The organism is Xanthomonas prunicola (assembly GCF_025266575.1).
In the GTDB taxonomy this organism is placed as follows: Bacteria; Pseudomonadota; Gammaproteobacteria; order Xanthomonadales; family Xanthomonadaceae; genus Xanthomonas; species Xanthomonas prunicola.
Window position 1 is genome coordinate 1,664,919 of the sequence record NZ_CP096142.1, and the last position, 23,633, is coordinate 1,688,551.

Genomic DNA, 23,633 nt, shown 5'->3' on the forward strand with positions numbered 1-23,633 from the left:
GTTGCTGATTTAGGATCCTCGTGCACCATAGGCCACTTGGCTCAGCGCGTCACGCCGATAAAGCGCAACCCCACGCCCGGTTCGGTGACGATGTAATGCGGATTAGCGGCGTCGTCCTGCAGTTTCTGGCGCAGTTTGCCGACCAGGATGCGCAGGTAGTGGGTGTCTTCTTCGTGGGTGGGACCCCACACTTCGCGCAGCAGCTGCGGTTGGGTGACCACGCGGCCGGCATGCTTGAGCAGCAGTGCGAGCAAGGCGTATTCCTTGCGGCTCAGCGGCACGGCTTCGCCGTTGAGGGTGACTTCGCGCAGGCCCAGGTGGATATGCAGGCGACCGTCGTCAAAGACGCTCTCTTCCACCGTGCTGCCGGCTCCGGCATGACGCAGCAGCGAGCGGATGCGGGCCATCAATTCCTGCACGCCGAAGGGTTTTGTGACGTAGTCGTTGGCACCGGCATCGAGCGCGGCGACCTTTTCGATTTCGCCGGCACGCACGGTGAGCATGATCACCGGCACGTTGGACCACTGACGGATCTCGCGCAGTACCTCGTGGCCGTCACGGTCGGGCAGGCCGATGTCCAGCACCACCAGTTCGGCGCCCTGCCCGGCCAGCACGGCCAAGCCCTCTTCGGCGGTGCCGGCCTGTAGCACGCGGTAGCCCTGTGCACGCAGGCTGATGTCGAGAAAACGGCGGATCTGCGGCTCGTCGTCGACGATCAGCACACGGGCGGGCGGGATGGCAGTGAGGTCAGTCGGCATCAGGGCGAGGTGGCGCGGCGGGAACAAGCAACGGCAGCGTAATGCGAATCGTGGTGCCGTGACCATGCGCACCTGCCAATGCCTCCACGCTGCCGCCGTGCGCACCGATCATGCCCTGGCAGATGGCAAGGCCCAACCCGGTGCCGTTGCGCCCACGGTCGCCGCGTTCCACGCTGTAGAACATGTCGAAGATGCGCGCGCGTTCGTCTTCGGGAATGCCCGGACCCTGGTCGCCGATGTCGATCTGCAGCGCACCGATCCGCAGCTGCGCCTGCACGGTCACCGCCGCATCGGCTGGCGAAAATTTCGCCGCATTCTCCAGCACGTTGAAGATGGCCTGCTCGACCAGTGCCGGGTGTACCCAGATCGCCGGCAGGTCGGCGGCCAGGTCCAGCTGCAGGCGCACGTCCGGCTGGTAGCGCTGCAGGCGGCGGGTGGCCGAGCCGATCAATTCGTCCACGCCGATCCAGTCGCGGTTCAAGGTCAGCCCGGTGTGGCCGAGCCGGGTCATGTCGAGCAGATTCTGGATATAGCGATCCAGCCGCTCGCCTTCGAGCTGGATGGTGTCGAGCAGGCTGTGGCGGTCGTGCGCGTCCATCGCATCGCCGTAACTGGCCAGGCTGCTGGCCGAGCCGATCATCGAGGCCAGCGGCGAGCGCAGATCGTGCGAGACAGACGATAACAATGCCGAGCGCAGGCGCTCGGTTTCGCCACTGACGCGTGCGCCTTCCAGATCGGCGACCAGGCGCGTGCGCAGCGCCGCCTGGCCGATGTCTTCCACCATCGCTTCGGCCAAGCGGCGCTGTTCCAGACCGGGCCGTTGCACGCCTTGACGAAAGCGCAACGCGGCCACGCCCAATGTGCCGCGCTCATGGCGCACCGGCAGGCACCACCACTGCGCGCCGGCCAACGTATCGGTGAAGCGGCCGGCGGGCTGTCCATGCCGCTGAGTCCAATCGGCGGCGCTGCGATCGAGCGCACCGAAGCTGGTAGGTGCATCGCTTTCGCGCTGCTCCAGGCGTAACCAGACGTCGGCATCCAGCGCGGTGGCCAGCGCGCGACGGCCGGCTTCCAGCACCTGGCCCAGATCGGCAGCGGTGCTGAGCTGGCGGGCCAGCGCCTGCAGGGCGTTGGCGTGCGCATTGGCCGCACGCAATGCCAGGACCTGACTGCGCAAGCGCGAAGCCAGCCGGCCGGCGACCAACGCGGCGATCAGGAACATGCACACCGTCACCACGCCCTGGCGCGCGCTGATCTGCAAGGTGAAACGCGGTTCGATGAAGAAGAAGTTGTAGGCGACAAAACTCAGCAGCGCGGCGACCACCGCAGCGGCCATGCGCGTGCGCGAGGCCACCAGCACCACCGCGACGATGAACACCATCGACAAGTCGTCGATGTCGGTCCAGCGTTGCAGCAACCACGCCACGCCCACCGCGCCGGCTGCTGCAATCGCAGCGAACACCAGGTCGTACCGCTGCAGCCATTGGCGTGGGTTACGCCAGCGCTGACGCGCACGTGCACGCGCATCGGCGGAACTGACGATGACCAGCTCGTAATGCGCGCCACGCTGCAGCAATTGCTGGGTCAACGTGCGATTGAACATACGTGCCAGCGGGCGTTCGCGGGTACGTCCCAGCACCAGGGTGGAGATGCCGTTTTGTGAGGCGAAATCCAGCAAGGCCTCGGCGACGTTAGTCCCGTGCAGCAGTGCGGTGTCGCCACCGAGACGACGTGTCAACGCGAACGCGCGGTCGATCTCCAGCTGCCAGGCCGCATCGGTCACGGTGCGGGTCTGCACGGTGACCACGGTCCACGGTGCATCGCGCCGCTCTGACAAACGACGCGCCACGCGCACCAGATAATCCGAGCTGCCACGGCCATCGATGGCCACCACCACACGGCGCCGCAACGCGGCGGTGCCGGGTAAGCCACGCGCGGCCTGGGTATCGCGCAGATCGCTGTCGACGCGGTCGGCAGCGGTCTGCATGGCCAGCTCACGTAACGCCGTGAGGTTGGAGGGCGAGAAAAACGCCTGCAATGCTTGCGTGGCCTGCTCGGGCAGATACACCTTGCCCTGCTGCAGGCGCTCGATCAGTTCGCGTGGCGGCAGATCCACCAGCACGATGTCGCGCAAGCGGTCGAAGACAGCATCGGGCACGGTTTCGGACACGCGCACGCCGGTGATGCGCAGCACGATGTCGTTGAGGCTTTCCAGGTGCTGGATGTTGACCGTGGTGTAGACGTCGATGCCGGCATCGAGCAATTCCACGATGTCTTGCCAGCGCCGCTCATGGCGGCTGCCGGGCACGTTGCGGTGCGCCAGCTCGTCGATCAGGGCCAGCCGCGGTTTGCGTGCCAGCAGTGCATCCAGATCGAGTTCTTCCAGCATGCGGCCCTGGTAACTCACGCGGGCGCGCGGCAGCAGTGGCAAGCCCTCCAGCAGCGCAGCGGTTTCGCTGCGCCCGTGCGTTTCCACCACGCCGGCCACCACATCCATGCCCTGCCGCAAGCGCTCGCGCGCCCGCGACAACATGGCGTAGGTCTTGCCCACCCCGGGCGCAGCACCCAGGAACACCGTCAACCGCCCACCGTGTTCGCGCTGTAATTCGCCGATCAAGGCATCGGCTTGCTGGGTGCGGGCGTCGGACATTCGGGCGGGATTAGGCAGTCGAGATTCGGGATGGGTCGATGGCAAAGCCTACAGCGGACTGCCCGGCCTGGTGCTATTGCGTTGCGCCATGCTTGCTACCCGACTCCGCAGTCCCGGCCTTATCCAGCGCCAGATTCAGGGCGAGCACGTTGACCCGCGGCTGCCCAAGCAGTCCGAACTGTGGCGCTTCGGTCGCAGCTTGCACCAGTCCAGCAACGCGTTGCTCGGACAGGCCGCGTGCGGTGGCCACACGACGGATCTGCACCTGTGCGCCGGCCGGGCTCAGATGCGGGTCCAGGCCACTGCCGGATTGCGTCAGCAGCTCGCCCGGTACCGCCTCCGGGGCGATGCCGTCGCGTCTGGCCACCTGCGCACGCGTGGCAGCGAGACGGGCCAGCAAATCAGGGTTGGAGCGTGCCTGGTTGCTGCCCGAAGCGGCGGTGAGGTCGTACTTGGCGGCCGACGGACGCGGCTGGAAATAGCGCGCATCGGTAAACGGCTGGGCAACCAATGCCGAGCCGACAACGCGCGCATCGACGCGCAACAGCGAACCGGTGGCCTGCTCGGAGAACAGCGCACCGGTGATGCCGGTGGCGACCAGCGAGTAGGCCAGGCCCAACCCGAACAGGGTGAAGACCGCGAGTATCAGCGAACCGCGCAGGGCGCCGTCGTCGCGTAACGGCAAGGAAGAAGACATGGACATGTTCCCGGAAGAAGAAAGGTGCATCACACGTGGCTCAGGCACCGAAGACGGCGACCAGCACCAGATCGATCACTTTGATCGCAACGAACGGCAGCAACACGCCACCCACGCCGTAGATCAGCATGTTTCGGCGCAACAACGCGGTGGCGCTGGAAGGACGAAAACGCACGCCGCGCAACGCCAGCGGAATCAATGCCGGGATGATCAACGCATTGAAGATCAACGCCGCCAGTACCGCGTGGCGCGGGCTGGAGAGCTGCATCACGTTGAGCGCTGCCATCGACGGGATGGCAGCGGCAAACAGCGCCGGCAGGATCGCGAAGTATTTGGAAACGTCGTTGGCCAGCGAGAACGTGGTCAACGCACCGCGCGTGATCAACTGCTGCTTGCCCACTTCCACCACCGCCAGCAGCTTGGCCGGATCCGAATCCAGATCCACCATGTTGCCGGCTTCCTTGGCGGCTTGCGTGCCGGAGTTCATCGCCAGGCCCACGTCGGCCTGCGCGAGCGCCGGTGCGTCGTTGGTGCCGTCACCGACCATCGCCACCAGCCGCCCACCGGTCTGCTCGGCACGGATGCGCGCCAGCTTGTCTTCCGGGCGTGCCTGGGCGATGTAGTCGTCCACGCCGGCTTCGGCAGCGATCGCCGCAGCGGTGAGCGGGTTGTCGCCGGTGATCATCACCGTCTTGATGCCCATCGCACGCAACTGCGCGAACTTTTCCTTGATGCCCTGCTTGACCACGTCGCTCAACTCGACCACACCAAGCACATGGCGGCCTTCGGCCACCACCAACGGTGTGGCACCGCCACGCGCGACTTCTTCGATACGGCCCTGCAATTCCGGCGACACCGTGGCGCCCATGCCTTGCACATACGCCACGATCGAATCGCCGGCGCCCTTGCGGATGCTGCGCCCGCCAAGATCGACACCGGACATGCGCGTCTGCGCGGTGAACGCGATGAAATGCGCCCCCTCCGCCTCCACTGCCACCGCACCTTGCTGCCGCGCCAGCTTGACGATGGATTTACCTTCCGGCGTCGGGTCGGCCAGCGAAGCGAGCATGGCCGCATCACGCAGTTGCGCGCGGTCGACGCCGGCCAGCGGATGGAACGCGGTGGCCTGGCGGTCGCCGTAGGTAATGGTGCCGGTCTTGTCGAGCAGCAGCACATCCACGTCACCGGCCACTTCCACTGCCTTGCCGGATTTGGCCAGCACATTGGCCGACAGCGCGCGGTTCATGCCGGCAATACCGATCGCCGGCAACAGCCCACCGATGGTGGTCGGGATCAGACACACCAGCAACGCGATCAGCAGCAGCGGATCCAGCGTGACGCCGACAAAGCCCGCAATCGCCGGCAACGACGCCACCACGATCAGGAACGTCAGCGTCATCGCGGCCAGCAACAGCGTCAGCGCGATTTCGTTCGGCGTCTTCTGCCGATTGGCGCCTTCCACCAACGCGATCATGCGATCGAGGAAGCTATGCCCCGGCTCGGCGGTGACCTTGAACACGATCTCGTCGGAAAGCACGCGCGTGCCACCGATGACGCCGCTGCGATCGGTGCCGGCCTCGCGCAACACCGGTGCCGACTCGCCGGTCACCGCAGCTTCGTTGATGGTGGCAACACCACGCACGATCTCGCCATCGGCTGGTACAAATTCGCCTTCGGACACCATCACGTAATCGCCTGGGCGCAACTCTGCCGCCGGCACGCGGGTTTCGCGGCCACCGAGTGCGGTTTCCACCCGGCGTGCCACCAGGTCCTTGCGCGCCCGCCGCAACGAGGCGGCCTGACCGCGGCCACGCGCTTCAGCAATGGCTTCGGCAAAATTGCCGAACAACACGGTGACGAACAGAATCGCCGTCACCGCCCAGCCGAAGCCGGCATTGCCATAGCCGCTGGCGGTGATCACCGCCGCCAGCAGCGTGCCGCCCATCACCACCGCCATCACCGGGCTGCGCAGCAGATGCCGCGGCGCCAACTTGCCGAAGGCAGCACGCATCGCCGCAACCAGCACGGCGGCATCGAACAACGCTGCGTCACCGCGCTCGCGTTTTTCAGTCGTATCGATCGTAGACATTGCTCAAAACTCTCAGGACGCCGCCAGGGCGAGGTGTTCAGCGATAGGACCCAGCACCAGTGCCGGCATGAACTGCAGCACGGTCAGCACCAGCACGATCGCCATCAGGGTCAGCGCAAAGGTGGGCGTTTCGACCTGCAGGCTGCCGGCCGACTCCGGCGCACGCCGCTTCACTGCCATGCGCGCAGCCACCATCAACGGCAGGACCAACGCCGGATATCGTCCCAGCGCCAGCACCACAGAGCAGCTCAGATTCCACCAGTACGTGGCATCGCCCAGACCTTCGAAACCCGAGCCGTTATTGGCAAATGCGGAGGTGTACTCGTAGAACACCTGGCTGATGCCGTGGAAACCGGGATTGGAATTGGCAGTGAATGCCGGCACGGCCAGCGCCACTGCGGTGAAGCCCAGCACCACCAGCGGCTGCAGCAGGATCAACAGCGCCAGCAACTGCACTTCGCGCGATTCGATCTTGCGGCCGAACAACTCCGGCGTGCGTCCGGTCATCAAGCCGGCAAGGAACACGCTCAGCAACAGATACACCACGAACTGCTGCAGGCCGCAGCCAATACCGCCCCAGATGGCGTTGATCAGCATGTCGACCAGCGTGACCAGGCCGCTCAACGGTGCCAAGGAGTCGTGCATCGCGTTGACCGAACCATTGGAGGTCTGCGTGGTCAACGCCGCCCACAACGCAGAGGCATCCGCACCGATGCGCACTTCCTTGCCTTCCATCAGCGCTGGCGAGTTCGCGCTGGCCGAATGCGCTTCGGACCACAGCAGCAACGCGGTGGACGCGGCCGACATCGTCAGCATGGTGCCGAAGACCAACGCAGTGAGTCGCTTGCGCCCGGTCAGATAGCCGACCATGAACACCACGCTCATCGGCAGCAATACGATGGCCAAGGTTTCCAGAAAATTGCTCAACGGCGTGGGGTTTTCCAACGCGACCGAGCTATTGGGGCCATACCAGCCACCACCGTTGGTGCCGAGCTGTTTGACCGCCACCATCGCCGCAACCGGGCCCACTGGAATGGTCTGCTTGGCCATGCCGGCGCTGCTATCCAACGGTACAGCGGTCGCCGCGCCCTGGAATGTCGACGGTACACCCTGCCAGCCGAGCAAAACGGTCCACAACAGGCACAGCGGCAACAGCACGCGCACGCTGGAGCGGATCACGTCAGCCCAGTAATTGCCGACGTCTGCTTCAGGCAGCGCTTCCAGGCCGGACCCCGTGTGTTGGCGTCCCTGACGCGACAGTTCCGGCTCCGACATCTCCGCCACGGCCGTCGTGTCCGAAACAGGGGCCGCGACTGACGCCTGTTTGGCGGCGCGCCCGCCGAACAACGCACGCAGCGTCGCAACCGCCAACGCCAGGCCCATCATCGGCGTCACCACCTGCAGGCCAACGATGCCGGTCATCTGCGACAGGTACGACAACTGCGCCTGGCCGGAGTAATGCTGCTGATTGGTATTGGTGACGAACGACACCATGGTGTGCAGCGCGGTATCCCAGCGCATGTTCGGGATGGCGTCCGGGTTGAACGGCAGCCACGCCTGGGTCATGAACACCCCCCAGGTCAGTAAGCCGACCACCAGGTTGCTGAGCAAAAATGCCACGCTGTACCCGCGCCACGACATGCCCTGCTGCGGGCGCGTGCCGAGCAATGCGTACAACGGCCGTTCGATCCAGCCGAACAGCGTGTCGCCACGCATCGGTGCGCCGCGCATCACGGCAGCCATATAACGGCCCAAAGGCCACGCCAGCACGATGGCCAGCGCGTACACAAGAAAAGTTTCAGTCATTGGAGCGCACTCGGATCAGAAGTCTTCGGGCCGCAGCACCACGTACAGCAGGTACGCAGCGGCAACGAGTACGGCCACGCCGCACAACAGGGACAACCAGGCAGGCATGTCAGCTACTCCCCGAGACGTGCGCACGATGGCGCGATGGATGCGATGTGTCGCGGCGTAGGCAGCACGTGCGTGCCAACATGACAAAGCGCTGCAACACCGGGCGCACAGCGCCGATGGAGCAGACAAGGGAAGGAATGCATCGGGATCGTCCACGGCGGAACCGCTCCGCCAACGTGCGCAGTCTCTGCCTGCGCCGCGTAAAGTCGCTATGGATCTGCCGCCGGCGCGACGTAAAGTCCGCATAAAATGCGCAGGCCAGCCCTGCGCCACAACCAGATGGCCCGCCGCGCGTTCCGACGGTTGGGTTCCCTGGCTGCGCCGGCCTGGCGGCACGCCGATGGCAGCGACGCTGCGAAGTTCCATCTGCTCAAGGGTCGGGCCGGACAGGGTGGCGCCAGGCATGCGCGTGCGCTTGTGTGACCAGACCACACTCAATCAAACCGTGCTCACGTGTCCATATATCTGCGCGACACAGTCGCAAGCATCATGCTGGCCGTGGCGATCGCTTCATCGCATCTGGCGATGAGTTCAGCGGCATGGTTCGGGATCGCAGCAGCCTGCGCACGAACGGTGGCAATGACCTGTATCTGCTCGCTCGGGAAGAGGCTCACCGCCGCTGCAAGCACATCCAGGCTGCACAGATAACGCACCGCGGCAGGCTGGTGCGGCAACGCCCCAGCCAACCGCCTCAGCACCGCAGAGCCACTCTCTGTGCTGTCCAATGCGTGCACGGCCCGCGTCAATTCCCTGAAGGCAGCCTGGCGCAATCCCGGATTGGGCAGTCTGTTCAACAAGGCCACCAAGTGGGTCAAGGCTTCGGCTCCATCGCCGGAACGCGCGAGGCGCTCGGCAAGCTGCGCATACGCGTGCTGGAATCGATGGATCGGCTCCAATCCGACAAGATGCAGGCGTAAGGTCACCTCCGCCAGCAGGCGGGGGCCGGTCTGGAGCGCGGCAGCCTCGGTTATCGCTAGGTTGACTGCCTCTTCGGGCAGCTGTCTGATCGCCGATGCCAGCAAATTAAACGGAAGCGCTCCGCCGATGCCTCCGGCAGCGCCACCCTGTGCCAGAGCCACAGCGCCTTGCACCCCTGGCCCACCATCACCTTGCACGCCCCCTGCATCAGCCTCTGCTACTGCCCCCATTTGGCCACCGTGCGCTGCTCCGGCAGCAGCCTGCAGCGCTTGCCGGCGCGTGGCAATCAAACTGGGCAAGATTGCATGGAAGGCGAGCGCGCGCAGGTCCTCGGGCAAGCCGCCAAGGTCATCCGTCAAGCGTGCCATCACGCGAAATGCCATATTCCCTGAATAGCGGGTGGCGTGATTCAACACCGCGGTAAACGCCTCAAATCGCTGCGCCTGCGGCAATGATGGAATCCGCGCCGCAAGCCTTCCGTATCCGCGCAATATCTGCTCGCTGCGATCCTCATCGTCCGGGTAGGGGAAGTGCGTCACTTCGTCCAGGGCGAGACGCATGCTTTCTGCACTATGGACGGCCCCGAACTCCAAGCTCGGGTCATAGCGCGGACGCGCGGTCAGGAACGCTCGCACATCCCTGGTGTCTTCCGCCATCTGCCGCGAGACGCTACCCAGGCGCACGAGGCTGCGCGGTCCACACCGCTGCACAATCTCGCGGCGTAGATCATTCGGCAGCGCAGACAGTCCATCGAAGGTCTCGGCACGCCGGGGTGGCACTGTGCCTGGATCGAGGACTCCTTGGCTCGCCGAAGCCTGTGACGTCTCCTGCGTTTGGCTGGTTGACGCCACAGCGTGCGGCAGAGCGGTTCGGTTGATCGGCATATCGGATCTCCTGCGGTGTGCCGCAGCAGCGGCATCGAGTTAGGCTTCGTGCGTACTTTCCCGAAAGCGATCTCGTGTCCGCGCGCACGGCCAGAAATCGCGTTCGCCTGCGCGAACGCGACGTGACCGGTGCAGATGCGGGTTCGGCGGATGGCACGCCACCCGCCGCTGTTCGCTAGTACCGCGGCGGACGATCTGGGACGATGCAGATACGGCGTGCTGCCCTACCGCAGCGGCACGTTCAACACGGAGGGCGTTGCCACTGGCGAGGTGAATGTCACGGTGCCACCGCCGTCGCTGGCATCGGTGTAGCGCGCGTCGCGGGTGTCGATCACCAGTACCAGCCGCTGCCCTGCCGGAATCTCGGTTGCTGCCGCCTGCAGCGGCCAGTCCAGGGTGACCGCGCGTCCGGGTGTGGCATTGCGCAGCGAGTACGGCGCATGCGTGATCAGTTGCGCCACGCCCAAGCGATCCATGCGGTACAGATACGCAAACAGACTCACCTTCGATTGACTGGGCACCACGGTCACGCGCAACGACGGGCTACCGGCCAGGCGCCGCACACTGCTCGATGGCGCGCCGACCCAGACTGCAGCGCCGGCGCGATTGACCAGCGGAATGGAGGTGCTCACCGGCACGCCGATGCCTTGCAGCAATCCGCTGACCAGCACCACGCCGGAATCGGCCAGGGTCGGCACGTCGGTGGCGATGCGCGACTGCCACCCGCTCGACGTTGCGCCGGTCAATCCACCGGTCGGGCTCAGCGCGCCTGCTGGTGCGGACAGGCCGAGCTGCGTGTTGGCCTGTTGTACCGACGCCCAGTCCGGATAGTCCAGCCATTGCCCCGCACGTGGCGATAGCCGCACCGGCGCTTCTGCATCCACTCCATTGGGTGATTGCTTGAGATGGCGGTCGAACCAGCGCGTGGTCGCGGTATAAATCTCGTTGGGTAACCCCAGCGCACCGGGCAGCTCCGCGGTGGCGTGATCGCCCTGGCTCAGCAGCAGTTGTTTCGGGCCACGTAACTGGTTGAAGAACGCAATGGTCTGGTTCGGCGGGAACAAGCCATCGTTGAAGGCATTGCCCAGCAACACAGCGGTACCGCGCGCGTTGAGCGCGGCCACATCGGTGGCAGGGCTGCGCGACGCGGCTTGTGGCAGGAAGCCCTGCACCGCGCCGTCGTAATCGCCTTGCGCCACGCGTGCGCCGATCTGCGCCAGATCCGGGCCGGCCCGTCCGGTCAATGCACCGGCGCCCACCAACAGCCCGACGCCCTGCTGGCTGACCGTGCGGTTGGAATACAACGATGCCTCCAGATCGGCCCAACCGCTGAGCGCGGCCACCGCCTTGATGCGTGGGTCGCGCTCGGCAGCCAGCAGGCTGATGCCCGCACCGTACGAAATGCCCGAGGCACCGATCGCATTCGGATTGGCCGGCGTGTGCGCCAACGCCCAGTCGATCACCGCGCTGACGTCTTCCACCGTGTCTGGCCCGGCGATATCGATCTGCCCGGCCGAATCCCAGAATCCACGCGAGGTATAGCTGACCACCACGTAGCCGTCGCTGGCCAGTTGGGTGGCGCGACCCAGATATTCCAGATTCGGCAACGACCAGCTGGCCGGCATCACGATCAGCGGAAATGGCCCGGCCCCCTGCCCCTGCGGCACCAGCACCAGTGCGCCCATCTGCGCACCGTCCCAGCCGGGGATGCGTTCATAGGTCTTGCTGAAGGCGCCCGCCACCGCCGACGCCGATGCCATCAACAACGCCAGTGCGGCGATGCTCCCGATCCAACGTTTGCTCATGCTGCTGTCTCCCATGCAAAGCCAGGCCGGGGTGGCCCAGCGGCAACTGCCATGCATCCGTTGTTCGGGGGGAGAACGCTGCGAACGTACCAGACGGTACGGTATGGATCAAGAGCCGGGATTCGGGATTCGGGAATGCCAGAACCGTCGAGACTCGATGCTCAGGGATTCCTGAGCGCGAGCGACTCAGCCAACGAAGTGCTGGTAGCCGCGCTGCGGCGGTTGCCAGGGGTTGCCGTCGGCGTCGTGCACCACCACGCCGGGCGTGGCGACGATCTGGCCGATGCGCGTTGCGGCCAGCTGCGCAAATTCCATTGCCTGCACCACGGCATCGCGATGCTGCGGCGCGGCGGTGAAGCACAGCTCGTAGTCGTCGCCACCGCCGAGTTGCCAGCCAAGGCACTGCAACGCACTGATCCCGGCACTGCGCGGCATCGCCGGCAATGCGGCAAGCGCCAGTTGCGCGCCCACGCCGCTGCGCTCGCACAGATGCCCCAGATCAGCCAACAGCCCGTCGGAGATGTCCACGCAGGCGTGCGCAAGCCCGCGCAAACGCAGCCCGGCCTGTACGCGTGGTTGCGGACGCAGCAAGCGGCGACGCCACTGCTCGTGCAACGGGTCGGCCGCCGCGCAGGTGACATCCAGCTGGCCGGCCTGCCACAGCGACAAGGCCGCCGCCGCCTCGCCCGGCGCGCCGGTGACCCAGACGTCGTCGCCCACACGCGCGCCATCGCGACGCAGCGCCGCACCCGGCGGCAGGCTGCCGATCGCGGTCACCGCACACGCCAACGGCCCGCGCGTGGTGTCGCCACCGACCAGCGCAATGTCATGCGCATCGGCCAGCGCGAAGAAGCCGTCGGCGAATCCATCCACCCACGCCGCATCGTCCTGCGGCAGCGACAACGACAAGGTGCACCAACGCGGTTGCGCGCCCATGGCTGCCAGATCGGAGAGATTGACTGCCAGCGTCTTCCAGCCCAGATCGTCGGCGCGCGTCTCGTGCGGAAAATGCACGCCGGCATTGAGCGTATCGGCGGTGATCGCCAGCTGCTCACCGGCCGGCGGCTGCAGCAACGCCGCATCGTCGCCAATGCCCAACGGCACATCGGCACGCGCTGCAATGCGCGCACGTAGCCGGGCGATTAGATCGAATTCGGGCATAGGGACGGGAATCGGGAAAAGAGAATCGGGAATCGCAAAAGCGCGTCAGGAGATGTCGGAAACGGTGCTCTTGCGATTCCCCATTCCCCATTCCCGACTCTCCAATCCCGCGGCGCTTCAGGCGCCGCTGGCGCCGCTGGCGCCCGACTCGACCTTGCGCCACTCCACCGCAGCGCGATCCAGCACGCCGTTGACATAGGTGTGGCCGTGTTCGGAGCCGAAGCGCTTGGCGGTTTCGATCGCTTCGTTGATCACCACGCGGTACGGCACGTCCTGGCGGTACAGCAATTCATAGGCGGCCAAACGCAGCACTGCGCGTTCGATCGCATCGACCTCTTCCACGCCGCGATCCAAATACGGGATCAACGCGGTATCCAGTTCGGCGCGGTTGCTCAGCACGCCTTCGACCAGATTCTCGAAATACGCCAGATCGGCCACTTCGTGCGCCTGCTCGTGAGCGAACTGGGCGATCACCTGCTTGGCGAAGCCACCGGAAATCTGCCACGCATAGACCGCCTGCAAGGCACGCCGACGTGCGCGCGAACGCAGCACCGGGTCGATGCCGTCGCGACGGCCGTGGCGCGGGTGCCCACCGGGCTTGCTCATGGCAACAACTCCATCAAATTCACCAGTTCCAGCGCGGCAAGCGCGCATTCCTCGCCCTTATTGCCATGGCTGCCACCGGCACGCGCTTCGGCATCTTCCACGCGTTCGACCGCCAGCACGCCGTTGAGCACCGGCACGCCGGTCTGCAGCTGCACGCTCATCAGGCCTTCGGCGCACAGGTCGGCCACGTGTTCGTAGTGGCGGGTATCGCCACGGATCACGCAGCCAAGCGCAATGATCGCGCCGTGCTGGCCAGACTGCGCCACCCGGTTGGCGGCGATCGGAATTTCCCAGGCGCCGGGCACACGGATCACGTCGATGGCGTCCTCGCCGATGCCGTTGCCGGCCAGGCTCTGGCGCGCACCGGCAACCAGCACGTCGGTGATACGGGCATTCCAGCGGCTGGCGATGATCGCAAAGCGCGCGGTGGTGGGGCGAAGATCGCCTTCGTAGTGGGTCATGCGGGTCGGCAACTCGAGGGGGCGGGAAGTTTAACAGCTGCCGGGGCCAGGCCCGGCCGACGCGTGCACGCCGGGTCCACCAAAGCAGACCCGGCCATGCGCTTCAACGCCAACGTGCAAGAGCGTCAGTCCACCGCACCACCAGCGGACACGGCCTGCGCCTGGAACCGGTGGCCTCGGTCCGGCTACTGCGGTTGCGGCACGTAAGCCGCAGCAGCTGATGGCTGCGCGCGATCAGCCACGCGTCAGCGCCGGCACCGGGGCGCAACCATCGGCACGGGGCAGGTGACTGCGGTAACGGCTCGCAGCCATTTCAGGGCACGGCAGACGGAGGCACCGAACGCATGCCTTCGCCGGCGTGGCATTCCAGATACTCCACCACCTCCAGCCCGAACCCGGCCAACCCCACCTGACGCCGCGGGGTACCCAGCACGCGCAACTTGCCCAGGCCGAGCTCGGCCAGGATCTGCGCGCCGGCGCCATTGCGCCGCCACTGACTCACATCCTTGGCGTTGGCGGCCGTCTCGGGCTGCTGACGCAACCGTGCCAACAGCGATTCGCTGTCGCGCGGGGCCGACAGCACCACCATGACGCCCTGCCCTTCGGCGGCAATTGCACGCAAGGCATCGGTGGCCGCCACGCCGAAATCATCGCGCTGCCAGTGCAGCAAATCGGCCAGCGGATTTTCCACCTGCACACGCACCAGGGTGGGTGTGTGCGGATCGGCGCTGCCGCGCACCAATGCAAAATGCAGGTCGTGCGCGATGCGGTCGCGGTAGGTCACCAGCGTGAACGGGCCGAACTCGGTGGTGATATCGCGCTCGTCCACCCGTTCGACGGTGTGCTCGTTGGCCAACCGGTAGGCGATCAGATCGGCGATCGAGCCCATCTTCAACCCATGCTCGCGTGCGAACACTTCCAGCTGCGGGCGGCGCGCCATGCTGCCGTCCGGGTTGAGCACTTCCACCAGCACGCCGGCCGGTTCCAGCCCGGCCAGCATCGGCAGATCGCTGGCCGCTTCGGTGTGACCCGCACGGGTCAGCACGCCACCGGGCTGCGAAATCAGCGGGAAAATATGCCCCGGCTGGCTCAGATCCTGCGGTTTGGCATCCGGACGTACCGCGGTGCGCACGGTATGCGCGCGGTCGTAAGCGGAAATGCCGGTGGTCACGCCTTCGGCAGCCTCGATGCTGACGGTGAAGTTGGTCTGGAACTGCGCGGTGTTATTGCGCACCATCGGCGCCAGGCCCAGTTGCGCACAGCGCTCGCGGGTCAGCGACAGGCACACCAAGCCACGCGCGTGAGTCACCATGAAGTTGATGTCCGACGGCTTGACCAACTCGGCAGCCATGATCAGATCGCCTTCGTTTTCGCGGTCTTCGTCATCGACGATCACCACCATGCGACCGGCGCGCAGCTCTTCGATCAACTCGGGAACGGGCGCGAAATTCATGCCATACCCCGTGTGCCGAGCAGGCGTTCGACATAGCGCGCCACCAGATCGATTTCTAGATTCACCGCCGCACCCACTGCCGTCTGCGCAAACGCGGTGTTGGCCACCGTATGCGGAATCAACGCAACCTCGAAACCGTCTTCGTCTACTTCATTGACGGTAAGGCTGACGCCGTCCACACAGATCGAGCCCTTCTTGGCGACATAGCGCAACACCGACGGCGGTGCGGCAAACCGCCAGCGCTGCGCACGCGCATCATCGTGCACCGATTGCACCTGACCCAGGCCATCGACGTGGCCACTGACCAGATGCCCGCCGAGGCGATCGGTCGGGCGCATCGCACGTTCCAGATTGATCACCGCGCCTTCCGACAAGGCGCCCAATGTGGTCAGCGACAGGGTTTCGGTGGAGGCATCGGCCTGAAAGCTAGCTGCGTCGAACGCAATCACGGTCAGGCAGACACCGTTGACGGCAATGCTTTCGCCGAGCTGCACCGCCTCGAACGGCAAGTTGCCGACGGCAAAGGTAAACCGCACATCGCCGCCCTGCGGCTTGCGCGCCGCCAGACGGCCGACGCCTTCAATGATTCCGGTAAACATCAGCGCGCCCCCGTTTGCAGCAGCGATCGGGGGCGGGGGGCGCTGTGGAGGGTCGCGATGCAACGCGACAGGTGATGCATGGACATAGTCGTTTCTCGCAGAAGTTGAGCGAAAAACGCCGCAAGGCAAAGCAAACAGGCGCGCGCACAGCCACAAGGGCTGCGCGTTGGCCGTCTTCTTTCATCCGGACTATACCGTCGGCTCCGGCATTGGACCGGATCTGCTGACCTTCGCGCGATGCCCGGCACCTGCAGTGCCAACCATCACGACGAAGCGCTCGCGGGCTCACATGCGTGCGCATGCCTACCGCCGGTGGGGAATCGCACCCCGCCCTGAAGACGTTCGTAAGTGCCGGCGAACCGGCCGATGAAGTTTAACAGCGCGTCCAGGCGCCATGGCTGAGCGTTAGCTAAGGCTGACAGGACGCTGTGTCGTGTCGGGAAATTCCCCATAGCAAGCCTTGTGAAATATCTGTTAAATTCTGCGCCGCGACGGGAGACGTCGTTCTTTTCCACCTCGCAACGGGGCGGAGACACGGACATCAATTCGGAGAGAACCATCCAATGCGCAACACCTTGATTCTGGCCGCCCTGCTGGCTGCCGCACCGTTTGCCGCCTCTGCTGAAGGCCTAAGCTACAACTACGTCGAAGGCGGCTGGAACCGTACCGACTTCAACGTCAATGATGACAACGAGGGCATCAACGGCGGCTATCTGCGCGGTTCCTGGCAGATCGCCCAACCGGTCTATGTCTTCGCCGGCTACCAGCGCGCCACCAAGGACTACAACCTCGGCAGCGGCTTCACGATCGACGGCACCCTGACGCAGGCCAACGTGGGCATCGGCTACCGCCAGGAAATGACCGAGCGCGTGGAGTTCATCGCCGACATCAGCGCGCTGCGCACCAAGGTCGATGCGGACCTGCGCCAGCGCGGCCGTTCGCTGGGCAGCAGCTCCGACTCCACCACCCTGGGTTGGGCCAATCTGGGCCTGCGCGGCAAGCCCTCGCCGCGTACCGAAGCATGGGTCAAGGCCGGCTACATCGACGGCAGCGACGTGGACAAGGGCGAGTTCGTTGGCACCCTGGGTGGCCAGGTGAACTTCACCCAGACCTGGGGCCTGGTTGGCGAAGCCCAATTCATCGACAACGCAAATCAGTACCGCGTCGGCGTGCGCGCGAGCTTCTGATCGGCATCGTGCACCGATAAAAAGGCCCCGCGTGCGGGGCCTTTTTTGCACTCATACCGCCGCTAGTGGCGCGTAGCGCAAACGCAGATCCTGCCCAAGCTGACGCACATCGCGTAGTTGCAATTCGTAGCGCTGGGCCATCGTTTCGATGCCGAGGCCGGCAAGCAGCGGCCTTGCGGTGTCACCTAGCAGTACCGGCGCCAGATAAACCAGCAGCTCATCCACCAGCCCGGCCTGCAGGAGCGCACCGCTCAGCGTGGCGCCGGCTTCAACATGCACTTCATTGATGCCGCGCTCGGCCAGCAACGCCAGCACCGCAGCCAGATCGAACCGTCCAGCATGCAGCGGCAGTGCCGCACATTCCGCATCATCCAGCGCAGCTGGAGCGACAGCATCGCCATGCATATACAGCGTCGGCGCATCGCCATTGCGGATGTTCTTGCACGCCACCGTGCGTAAGCCGGCATCCAGCACCACACGCAGCGGTGGCACGAACGCGGTGTCATCGCCCAGCCGCACCGTCATCGACGGATCGTCGGCCAACACCGTGCCGGCACCGGTCAAAATTGCACCAGCCCGCGCACGCCAGCGCTGCACGTCTGCGCGCGCATCGGCACCGGTGATCCACTTGGATTGCCCGCTAGCCAACGCGGTGCGTCCATCCAGACTGGCGCCGAGCTTGACCCTTAGCCACGGCCGGCCACGCTCCACGCGCGATAGAAATCCCTGATTGAGCGTGCGCGCCTGGGCGTGCAACACCCCGCTCAGCACCTCGATTCCAGCGTCGCGCAAGAGCGCAAAACCACCGCCATTGACCTGCGGAAACGGGTCGGCCATCGCTGCGACCACACGCTTCACGCCTGCATCGATCAACGCCAACGCACACGGCGGCGTGCGCCCGTAATGCGCGCATGGCTCCAAGGTCACATACGCAGTGGCACCGCGCGCCAACTCACCGGCCGCACGCAGCGCGAAGACTTCAGCATGCGGGCCACCCGCACGTTGATGAAAGCCTTCGCCCACGCAAACGCCATCGCGCACGATCACGCAGCCCACCATCGGATTGGGGCGGGTGGTGTAGGCACCGCACGCGGCCAAGCGCAATGCCCGCGCCATCCAGCGGTGGTCATCGGCACTCGCGGTCGCCGCGGTCTCACTCATTGCGTTACTGCTCCCGGCGCGATGCACATCACCACGACTTGCATCGGGCCCAGCAAAAATTCGGTGTGCGTCTGCCACCCCAGCTGCTGATAAAACGGCACCAATGCCGGTTGGCAATACAGGTAAAGCAACGGCACGCCTAGGCATGCGGCGGCCTGCACGCAGTGCGCCACCAGCGCCTCGCCGATCCCCTGCCCGCGTGCCTGCGGCTGCACGTACAACGACGCCAACCAGGGCGACCATTGTCGAATGCGCGCGTCGTCGTTTTCGAGCAGGCTCACCGAGCCCAGCCACTGGGTCTGATCCAGCGCCACCCAGGTCGTCGGGATGACGCCATCGCGCGTATGGCTACGCAATTCGCTCAGCGCCTCATCGAAGTTCCATTCCGGCAGCAGCGTGCCGAAGGCCTGCAGATGCGCCTGTGCAATCGCAGGCAGATAATCCGGCGTTTCCGCCACGCAGGCGATACGCATGGCGCTCACCGCTTGCTGGGTTTGCCGGCGCGTTCCAGTGCCGCTTCCAGTAATGGCAGTTGTTCGCTGCCGACCGGCAATTCGCGTTCGAGTTTTTCGATTTCTTCGCGGAAGTCGGCCACGTCCTGGAAGCTGCGATACACCGAGGCGAACCGCACATAGCCCACATGGTCGAGCTTGCGCAGCTCCACCATCACGTACTCGCCCACCCGCAGCGAGCCCACTTCGCGCTCGCCGGACATGCGCAGCTGATGCACCACCGCGCGTACCGCCGCTTCGATCTGTTCTTCGGACACCGGACGTTTCTGCAGTGAGCGGTCGAAGCTGGTGCGCAGCTTGCGCGCGTCGAACGCCTCGCGGCCACCGTCGCTCTTGACCACGGTGGGCAGCTTGAGTTCGATGGTTTCCAGCGTGCTGAAACGCTCGCCGCAGGCCTCGCACTCGCGGCGCCGACGAATCGTCGTGCCGTCTTCGGACACACGCGAATCGATCACGCGGGTGTCGTTGTGCTGGCAAAAGGGGCAATGCATCAGGCGTCCGGGAATAGGGAGAGGGGAATAGGGAATCGGAACAGCAGAGCTATCGCAGCGTTGCTTTTACCATTCTCGTCTCGCTATTCCCTATTCCCCATTCCCATCTCAGCCGTAGACCGGATAACGCTTGCACTGCGCGGTCACTGCGTCGCGCACCTTGGCCAGCACGGCGTCATCGCTCGGCGCATCCAGCACGTCGGCGATCCAGTTGGCCAGGTCGATGCTGTCCTGCTCCTTGTAACCGCGCGTGGTGATCGCCGGGGTGCCCAGGCGCAGCCCCGAGGTGACGAACGGCGAGCGCGGGTCGTTGGGTACCGCGTTCTTATTGACGGTGATGTGCGCTTTGCCCAGCGCGGCTTCTGCATCCTTGCCGGAGACGTCACGGCCGATCATGTCCACCAGCATCAGGTGATTTTCGGTGCCGCCGGAGACGATCTTGTAACCGCGCGCGATCAGCGTGTTGGCCATCGCCTGCGCGTTCTTGACCACCTGCTGCTGGTAGGTCTTGAACGCCGGCTCCAGGGCTTCCTTGAACGCAACCGCCTTGGCCGCGATCACGTGCATCAGCGGGCCGCCCTGGATACCGGGGAACACGATCGACTGCAGCTTCTTCTGCAGGTCTTCGCTGGCGCCCTTGGCCACGATGATGCCGCCGCGCGGGCCGCGCAGGGTCTTGTGCGTGGTCGAGGTGACCACGTGCGCATGCTCCAGCGGGCTGGGGTACACGCCGGCGGCGACCAGGCCGGCCACGTGCGCCATGTCCACGAACAGATACGCACCGACGCTGTCGGCGATGGCGCGGAAGCGGGCCCAGTCGATCTTCTGCGAGTACGCAGAGAAACCGGCCACCACCATTTTCGGCTTGTGCTCGGTCGCCAGACGCTGCACTTGGTCGTAATCGATCAGGCCCTGCTCGTTGACGCCGTATTGCACCGCGTTGAACAGCTTGCCTGAGACATTGACCTTGGCGCCGTGGGTCAGGTGGCCGCCATGCGCCAGGCTCATGCCCAGGATGGTGTCGCCGGGCTGCAGCAGCGCCAGATACACCGCCTGGTTGGCCTGCGAACCGCTGTGCGGCTGCACATTCGCGTAGTCGGCATCAAACACCTGCTTGATGCGCTCGATCGCCAGCTGTTCGGCAACATCGACGAACTCGCAGCCACCGTAGTAGCGCTTGCCCGGATAGCCTTCAGCGTACTTGTTGGTCAGCTGGCTGCCCTGCGCTTCCATCACCAGCGGGCTGCAGTAGTTCTCGCTGGCGATCAGCTCGACGTGATCCTCCTGGCGGCCGGCTTCAGCAACGATGGCCTTGGCCAGTTCGGGGTCGTAGGTTTCCAGTCGGACATCGCGCGAGAACATCAGGTCTCCAGAGGAATGGACAGATGGCAGGCGCATAGTTTAAGGCGTCTTGCACCCTTTGAGGTGAGATGCCATGCACGAGGGCCGGGGCCGAAATCAGTTCAACCCCAGCAGGTCAGAAGACAGCTGCCTGCAAGCAGGCGCAGTCGCAGGCAAGCCCGCGCCTGCGCCGTGGCGCTTTACAGTGCGAACGATCCGCCAAATGTGACCATCAGCGTGCGGTCCTGCAGAAGTTGCCAGGTCGCTGCCGAGGCCGTGGTGTCCAGCGCCGTGGTCGACGCGAACGTCAGCGCCTTACGGTTGCCCAGGTTGAACAGGTTGACCTTCAGGTAAGGCTTCTTCAGGTTGCCGATGTCATGGAAGTTGTAGCCACTGTTGAGGTTGACGGTGGCAAATCCACCAGCGTCCGAGCCACCTGAGTTGAGGAATGTGCCCCAGATCCTGCTCTGCGCATTCACGCTCAGGCTGGCCCAAAGCGCCCGGCCTGTGTAGTTGACCGAGGCATATCCCGCGTTTCTCGGTGCGTTGACCAGGGTCTTGCCGCCGGTGGCATAGGTGCTTGCGCCAAGCGCGACATCGCTCTTCATCTGGCTCTTGTTGTACGCATAGGAGGCATACACAGACCACAGGTCGTCGATCTTGTAGCTCAACTCGGTATTGACGCCGCGCATCTGCACGCTGCCCAGCTGGTAGTAGACCGGAGCGCGGGTCACCGGATCGGCGCCACTGAACTGCTTGTGCTCGAAGTTGGTCGCATACAGATCGAGCACCGTGCTCAGATTGTCGCCGTAGTAGCGCCAGCCCATGTCGGCGGTCAGCGACTGCTCGGGTTCGGCATCGCTGATCGATGTCTGCGCACCGATGGCACTGGCGTAGGCGGCGTTCCAGAAATCGTACAACGCGGCGGTGTTGATCGGCGCGCGGTAGGTCCTGCCCACTCCGAGGAATAACTGGTTCTGCTCGTCGAGCTGGAACTTGACGCCCCCCGTCGGAGTGAATTTCTTGTACGTATTCGCGCCGGAGGCGTACAGCGAGCTGTTTCCCGGCGTGGTCAGATCGATGCCCAGGTCCGCGCCCGGCCAGGTCGAATACCAGCCGTTGCGCTGCACCCAGGTATAGGCGCCGCCAACGGTCAGCGTCCACTGGTCGTTGGGCGTCCAGGTGTTGGTCACGAAAGCGCGGTAGGTCGGCGTGGTCGAGTAGAAGCGATAGGCGACCTGCGGGCTACCGTTGGCGTTTTTATAGTAATACCGGCTGTCATGGCCCCAGACATCGGCAGGGTGGCCCTGTGGGTCAGCCGGGAGGAAGACATTGGACCCTTGCTCACGCGGGCGCTCGACCAGCATGCCGTACTCCAGGCTGTCGCTCATGCCAAAGTCCTGCTTGAACTTGACGTGGATGCCTGGCCGGAAAGTATCGAAGGTGTAGAACACATAGGTACTGGCGTACCCGTAGCCGCCACCACCGTAGCCGTACACGAAGTACGGCACCACCGATAGATGCAGGCTGTCGCTCAGTGTGAACTCACCGTCGAGGCTGGCAATCCAGCTGCGGAACGGGTTGGTCCGCGTGTCGACCCAGTCACTGGGGTCGCCTGACTTGTAGGACTCCACATAGCCGAAATCGTAGCCATTGGCGGCGATCTGTGCCTTGGTCAGGTTACGGTAGTCGTTTCTCACATGGCGTGTGTATTGCAGCGCGCCGGTGATCGCGTCGCCGTCGTCCAGCATCCACACCGACTTGGCGTCGATCTTGGTCACCGTGGACTGGCCATCGCCGCGCCATTGGTCGGCCTGGTTGTTCGAATAGGAGAACCACGAACGGACCGGACCACTGTCACCGGTGTTGTAGCGCAGGAAGGTGCGCCTGTAGTGATTGCTGCCCAAGCTCTGGCTCACGTCCAAGCCGGCATCGGCGGTCGGATCGACGGTCACCCAGGCGATGTTGCCGCCGGCTGCGCCGATCACCGGTGAGGTCACGCCCGGGTAGCCCTGCTCGACGGTGATGTCGCCCATGTTTTCGGTGTCGCCGTATTCGGTGGCGTAGATCGTGTAATCACCCGAGTCGTTTAGCGGCACACCATTGAGGGTCACGCCGATCTCGTCGGCGGTGAAGCCGCGTACGGTGACGCTGCCGTCACTCAGGCCGGTCATGTCGTTGGTGGCCGAGATCGCGCCGGGGATGCTGGACAGCATCTGGGTGAAGTTGGCGCCGGGCACGCCCCTGATAATGGCCTGGCGACTGATGGTGGACACGGCCTTGGGCGCGTATTGCACCTCCATGTTGCCACTGCCTAGCGACACCGAGCTACCGGTCACCTTGACCGCGTCGAGCTGGAGCGCGCGTTGAGTGGCGTTGGAGTTGGTGGTGTTGGAGGTCGTGGTGAGGCTTCCGCGCGGAACGGCATCGGTCCCGGCGGCGTCCTGGGCGAAGGCGGCGCCCGCGGCCGCGTACAACACCGCCATCACGGCCACGGAAAGAAGCGCTCTGTTCATGAGTAGATTGCCAGTGTGGGGAAAGGTATCTGGTCAAGCCATCGCAGCGTCCGCACGCGCAGTCGCCGATCATTGTTCGGGCCGCGTCCGTGGCCCGACTGCTTGCAACTGCTGTCCATTGACTCGGGCGTCGCCGTCTTCCGGATGGCGGTTCAGGTCTGCGCAGTTGGACAAAGTACCTGCCCTGTTCGAGTCGTCCACGAGCCCGATGTCCCGGACTACGCAACCCAACGCGCCGGTGGCATCGAACATCTTCATCGGTAGGAACAGCAGCACGTGCCACGCCGCAGCGCACCGGCGGTGTCGAGCTTCAGGCGAGAGCCGCACCAACCGATAATTTGGTGCGCAGCATGCGGCCGTTGCCGGCCAGATCGAAGCCGGAACTGCTCTATTCCAGATGGGCGCGTCAGTCATGGCGGGTTGCGAAGAA

19 protein-coding genes and 1 riboswitch are annotated in these 23,633 nt (G+C 65.0%); of the genes, 1 reads left to right on the forward strand and 18 read right to left on the reverse strand.

The features are described 5' to 3' along the window. Positions 1-41 precede the first annotated feature (41 nt). From M0D43_RS07240 to M0D43_RS07300, 13 genes are all read right to left on the reverse strand, one after another. Positions 42-758 (reverse strand): response regulator, encoded by a 717-nt coding sequence (locus M0D43_RS07240; RefSeq protein ID WP_101362659.1) that lies wholly within the window; start codon positions 756-758, stop codon positions 42-44. Then, positions 748-3,408, reverse strand: a complete 2,661-nt coding sequence (locus tag M0D43_RS07245; protein WP_252164101.1) for a DUF4118 domain-containing protein — start codon at positions 3,406-3,408, stop codon at positions 748-750. Before M0D43_RS07245 ends, M0D43_RS07240 begins: the two co-directional genes overlap by 11 nt. 73 nt (positions 3,409-3,481) lie before the next feature. Further along, a complete protein-coding gene (kdpC, locus tag M0D43_RS07250) occupies positions 3,482-4,105 on the reverse strand; it encodes a potassium-transporting ATPase subunit KdpC (protein ID WP_252164102.1) in 624 nt (207 codons plus the stop codon). Positions 4,106-4,145: 40 nt separating this feature from the next. Then, the gene (gene kdpB / locus M0D43_RS07255) at positions 4,146-6,194 is read right to left on the reverse strand and encodes a potassium-transporting ATPase subunit KdpB (protein ID WP_260808057.1); all 2,049 of its coding nucleotides are present in this window, start codon (positions 6,192-6,194) and stop codon (positions 4,146-4,148) included. A 12-nt stretch (positions 6,195-6,206) separates the two neighbouring features. Beyond that, positions 6,207-8,000, reverse strand: a complete 1,794-nt coding sequence (gene kdpA, locus M0D43_RS07260) for a potassium-transporting ATPase subunit KdpA (protein ID WP_252164104.1) — start codon at positions 7,998-8,000, stop codon at positions 6,207-6,209. Positions 8,001-8,015: 15 nt separating this feature from the next. Beyond that, positions 8,016-8,108, reverse strand: a complete 93-nt coding sequence (locus M0D43_RS07265) for a potassium-transporting ATPase subunit F (protein WP_006452907.1) — start codon at positions 8,106-8,108, stop codon at positions 8,016-8,018. Positions 8,109-8,557: 449 nt separating this feature from the next. Next, a complete protein-coding gene (gene xopI / locus M0D43_RS07270) occupies positions 8,558-9,910 on the reverse strand; it encodes a type III secretion system effector F-box protein XopI (RefSeq protein WP_252164105.1) in 1,353 nt (450 codons plus the stop codon). Between the two features lie 224 nt (positions 9,911-10,134). Then, the gene (locus M0D43_RS07275; protein WP_252164106.1) at positions 10,135-11,715 is read right to left on the reverse strand and encodes a CocE/NonD family hydrolase; all 1,581 of its coding nucleotides are present in this window, start codon (positions 11,713-11,715) and stop codon (positions 10,135-10,137) included. A gap of 186 nt (positions 11,716-11,901) precedes the next feature. Further along, positions 11,902-12,876 carry a thiamine-phosphate kinase gene (gene thiL / locus M0D43_RS07280; RefSeq protein WP_252164107.1) on the reverse strand — a complete coding sequence of 325 codons (975 nt, stop codon included), beginning with the start codon at positions 12,874-12,876 and terminating at the stop codon, positions 11,902-11,904. Between the two features lie 117 nt (positions 12,877-12,993). After that, positions 12,994-13,482, reverse strand: coding sequence for a transcription antitermination factor NusB (gene nusB / locus M0D43_RS07285; protein ID WP_252164108.1), 489 nt, complete (start codon positions 13,480-13,482; stop codon positions 12,994-12,996). After that, positions 13,479-13,943: a 6,7-dimethyl-8-ribityllumazine synthase gene (gene ribH, locus M0D43_RS07290; RefSeq protein WP_003490334.1), complete on the reverse strand. Its 465-nt coding sequence runs from the start codon at positions 13,941-13,943 to the stop codon at positions 13,479-13,481. The genes nusB and ribH overlap by 4 nt, the downstream gene beginning before the upstream one ends. Positions 13,944-14,256: 313 nt before the next feature. Beyond that, a complete protein-coding gene (gene ribB / locus M0D43_RS07295; protein ID WP_101362668.1) occupies positions 14,257-15,396 on the reverse strand; it encodes a 3,4-dihydroxy-2-butanone-4-phosphate synthase in 1,140 nt (379 codons plus the stop codon). Beyond that, positions 15,393-15,995 (reverse strand): riboflavin synthase, encoded by a 603-nt coding sequence (locus M0D43_RS07300; protein WP_252164109.1) that lies wholly within the window; start codon positions 15,993-15,995, stop codon positions 15,393-15,395. The genes ribB and M0D43_RS07300 overlap by 4 nt, the downstream gene beginning before the upstream one ends. 168 nt (positions 15,996-16,163) lie before the next feature. Then, positions 16,164-16,339: riboswitch (FMN riboswitch) on the reverse strand. 219 nt (positions 16,340-16,558) lie between these two features. On the opposite strand from M0D43_RS07300, the gene M0D43_RS07305 reads away from it, so the two are divergent. Then, positions 16,559-17,182 carry an outer membrane beta-barrel protein gene (locus M0D43_RS07305; protein WP_252164110.1) on the forward strand — a complete coding sequence of 208 codons (624 nt, stop codon included), beginning with the start codon at positions 16,559-16,561 and terminating at the stop codon, positions 17,180-17,182. Between the two features lie 51 nt (positions 17,183-17,233). Here M0D43_RS07305 and ribD read toward each other — a convergent pair whose 3' ends face one another. The 5 genes from ribD to M0D43_RS07330 form a co-directional block, all read right to left on the reverse strand. Beyond that, the gene (gene ribD / locus M0D43_RS07310) at positions 17,234-18,343 is read right to left on the reverse strand and encodes a bifunctional diaminohydroxyphosphoribosylaminopyrimidine deaminase/5-amino-6-(5-phosphoribosylamino)uracil reductase RibD (protein WP_252164111.1); all 1,110 of its coding nucleotides are present in this window, start codon (positions 18,341-18,343) and stop codon (positions 17,234-17,236) included. Continuing rightward, positions 18,340-18,825, reverse strand: coding sequence for a GNAT family N-acetyltransferase (locus M0D43_RS07315; RefSeq protein WP_252164112.1), 486 nt, complete (start codon positions 18,823-18,825; stop codon positions 18,340-18,342). Before M0D43_RS07315 ends, ribD begins: the two co-directional genes overlap by 4 nt. After that, a complete protein-coding gene (nrdR, locus tag M0D43_RS07320) occupies positions 18,822-19,346 on the reverse strand; it encodes a transcriptional regulator NrdR (RefSeq protein WP_252164113.1) in 525 nt (174 codons plus the stop codon). Before nrdR ends, M0D43_RS07315 begins: the two co-directional genes overlap by 4 nt. 108 nt (positions 19,347-19,454) lie before the next feature. Next, a complete protein-coding gene (gene glyA / locus M0D43_RS07325; RefSeq protein WP_252164114.1) occupies positions 19,455-20,708 on the reverse strand; it encodes a serine hydroxymethyltransferase in 1,254 nt (417 codons plus the stop codon). A 179-nt stretch (positions 20,709-20,887) separates the two neighbouring features. Then, complete coding sequence (locus M0D43_RS07330; RefSeq protein ID WP_252164115.1) at positions 20,888-23,203, reverse strand: TonB-dependent receptor; 2,316 nt, start codon at positions 23,201-23,203, stop codon at positions 20,888-20,890. Between the last annotated feature and the right edge of the window lie 430 nt (positions 23,204-23,633).

Coding starts and splice junctions, on each gene's coding strand:
- nusB (WP_252164108.1), bottom strand. CDS start 13,482: ATGAGCAAGCCCGGTGGGCACCCGCGCCACGGCCGTCGCGACGGCATC.
- M0D43_RS07265 (WP_006452907.1), bottom strand. CDS start 8,108: ATGCCTGCCTGGTTGTCCCTGTTGTGCGGCGTGGCCGTACTCGTTGCC.
- glyA (WP_252164114.1), bottom strand. CDS start 20,708: ATGTTCTCGCGCGATGTCCGACTGGAAACCTACGACCCCGAACTGGCC.
- ribD (WP_252164111.1), bottom strand. CDS start 18,343: ATGAGTGAGACCGCGGCGACCGCGAGTGCCGATGACCACCGCTGGATG.
- M0D43_RS07240 (WP_101362659.1), bottom strand. CDS start 758: ATGCCGACTGACCTCACTGCCATCCCGCCCGCCCGTGTGCTGATCGTC.
- kdpA (WP_252164104.1), bottom strand. CDS start 8,000: ATGACTGAAACTTTTCTTGTGTACGCGCTGGCCATCGTGCTGGCGTGG.
- ribB (WP_101362668.1), bottom strand. CDS start 15,396: ATGAATTTCGCGCCCGTTCCCGAGTTGATCGAAGAGCTGCGCGCCGGT.
- M0D43_RS07330 (WP_252164115.1), bottom strand. CDS start 23,203: ATGAACAGAGCGCTTCTTTCCGTGGCCGTGATGGCGGTGTTGTACGCG.
- xopI (WP_252164105.1), bottom strand. CDS start 9,910: ATGCCGATCAACCGAACCGCTCTGCCGCACGCTGTGGCGTCAACCAGC.
- nrdR (WP_252164113.1), bottom strand. CDS start 19,346: ATGCATTGCCCCTTTTGCCAGCACAACGACACCCGCGTGATCGATTCG.
- M0D43_RS07245 (WP_252164101.1), bottom strand. CDS start 3,408: ATGTCCGACGCCCGCACCCAGCAAGCCGATGCCTTGATCGGCGAATTA.
- kdpB (WP_260808057.1), bottom strand. CDS start 6,194: ATGTCTACGATCGATACGACTGAAAAACGCGAGCGCGGTGACGCAGCG.
- M0D43_RS07275 (WP_252164106.1), bottom strand. CDS start 11,715: ATGAGCAAACGTTGGATCGGGAGCATCGCCGCACTGGCGTTGTTGATG.
- kdpC (WP_252164102.1), bottom strand. CDS start 4,105: ATGTCTTCTTCCTTGCCGTTACGCGACGACGGCGCCCTGCGCGGTTCG.
- ribH (WP_003490334.1), bottom strand. CDS start 13,943: ATGACCCACTACGAAGGCGATCTTCGCCCCACCACCGCGCGCTTTGCG.
- thiL (WP_252164107.1), bottom strand. CDS start 12,876: ATGCCCGAATTCGATCTAATCGCCCGGCTACGTGCGCGCATTGCAGCG.
- M0D43_RS07300 (WP_252164109.1), bottom strand. CDS start 15,995: ATGTTTACCGGAATCATTGAAGGCGTCGGCCGTCTGGCGGCGCGCAAG.
- M0D43_RS07305 (WP_252164110.1), top strand. CDS start 16,559: ATGCGCAACACCTTGATTCTGGCCGCCCTGCTGGCTGCCGCACCGTTT.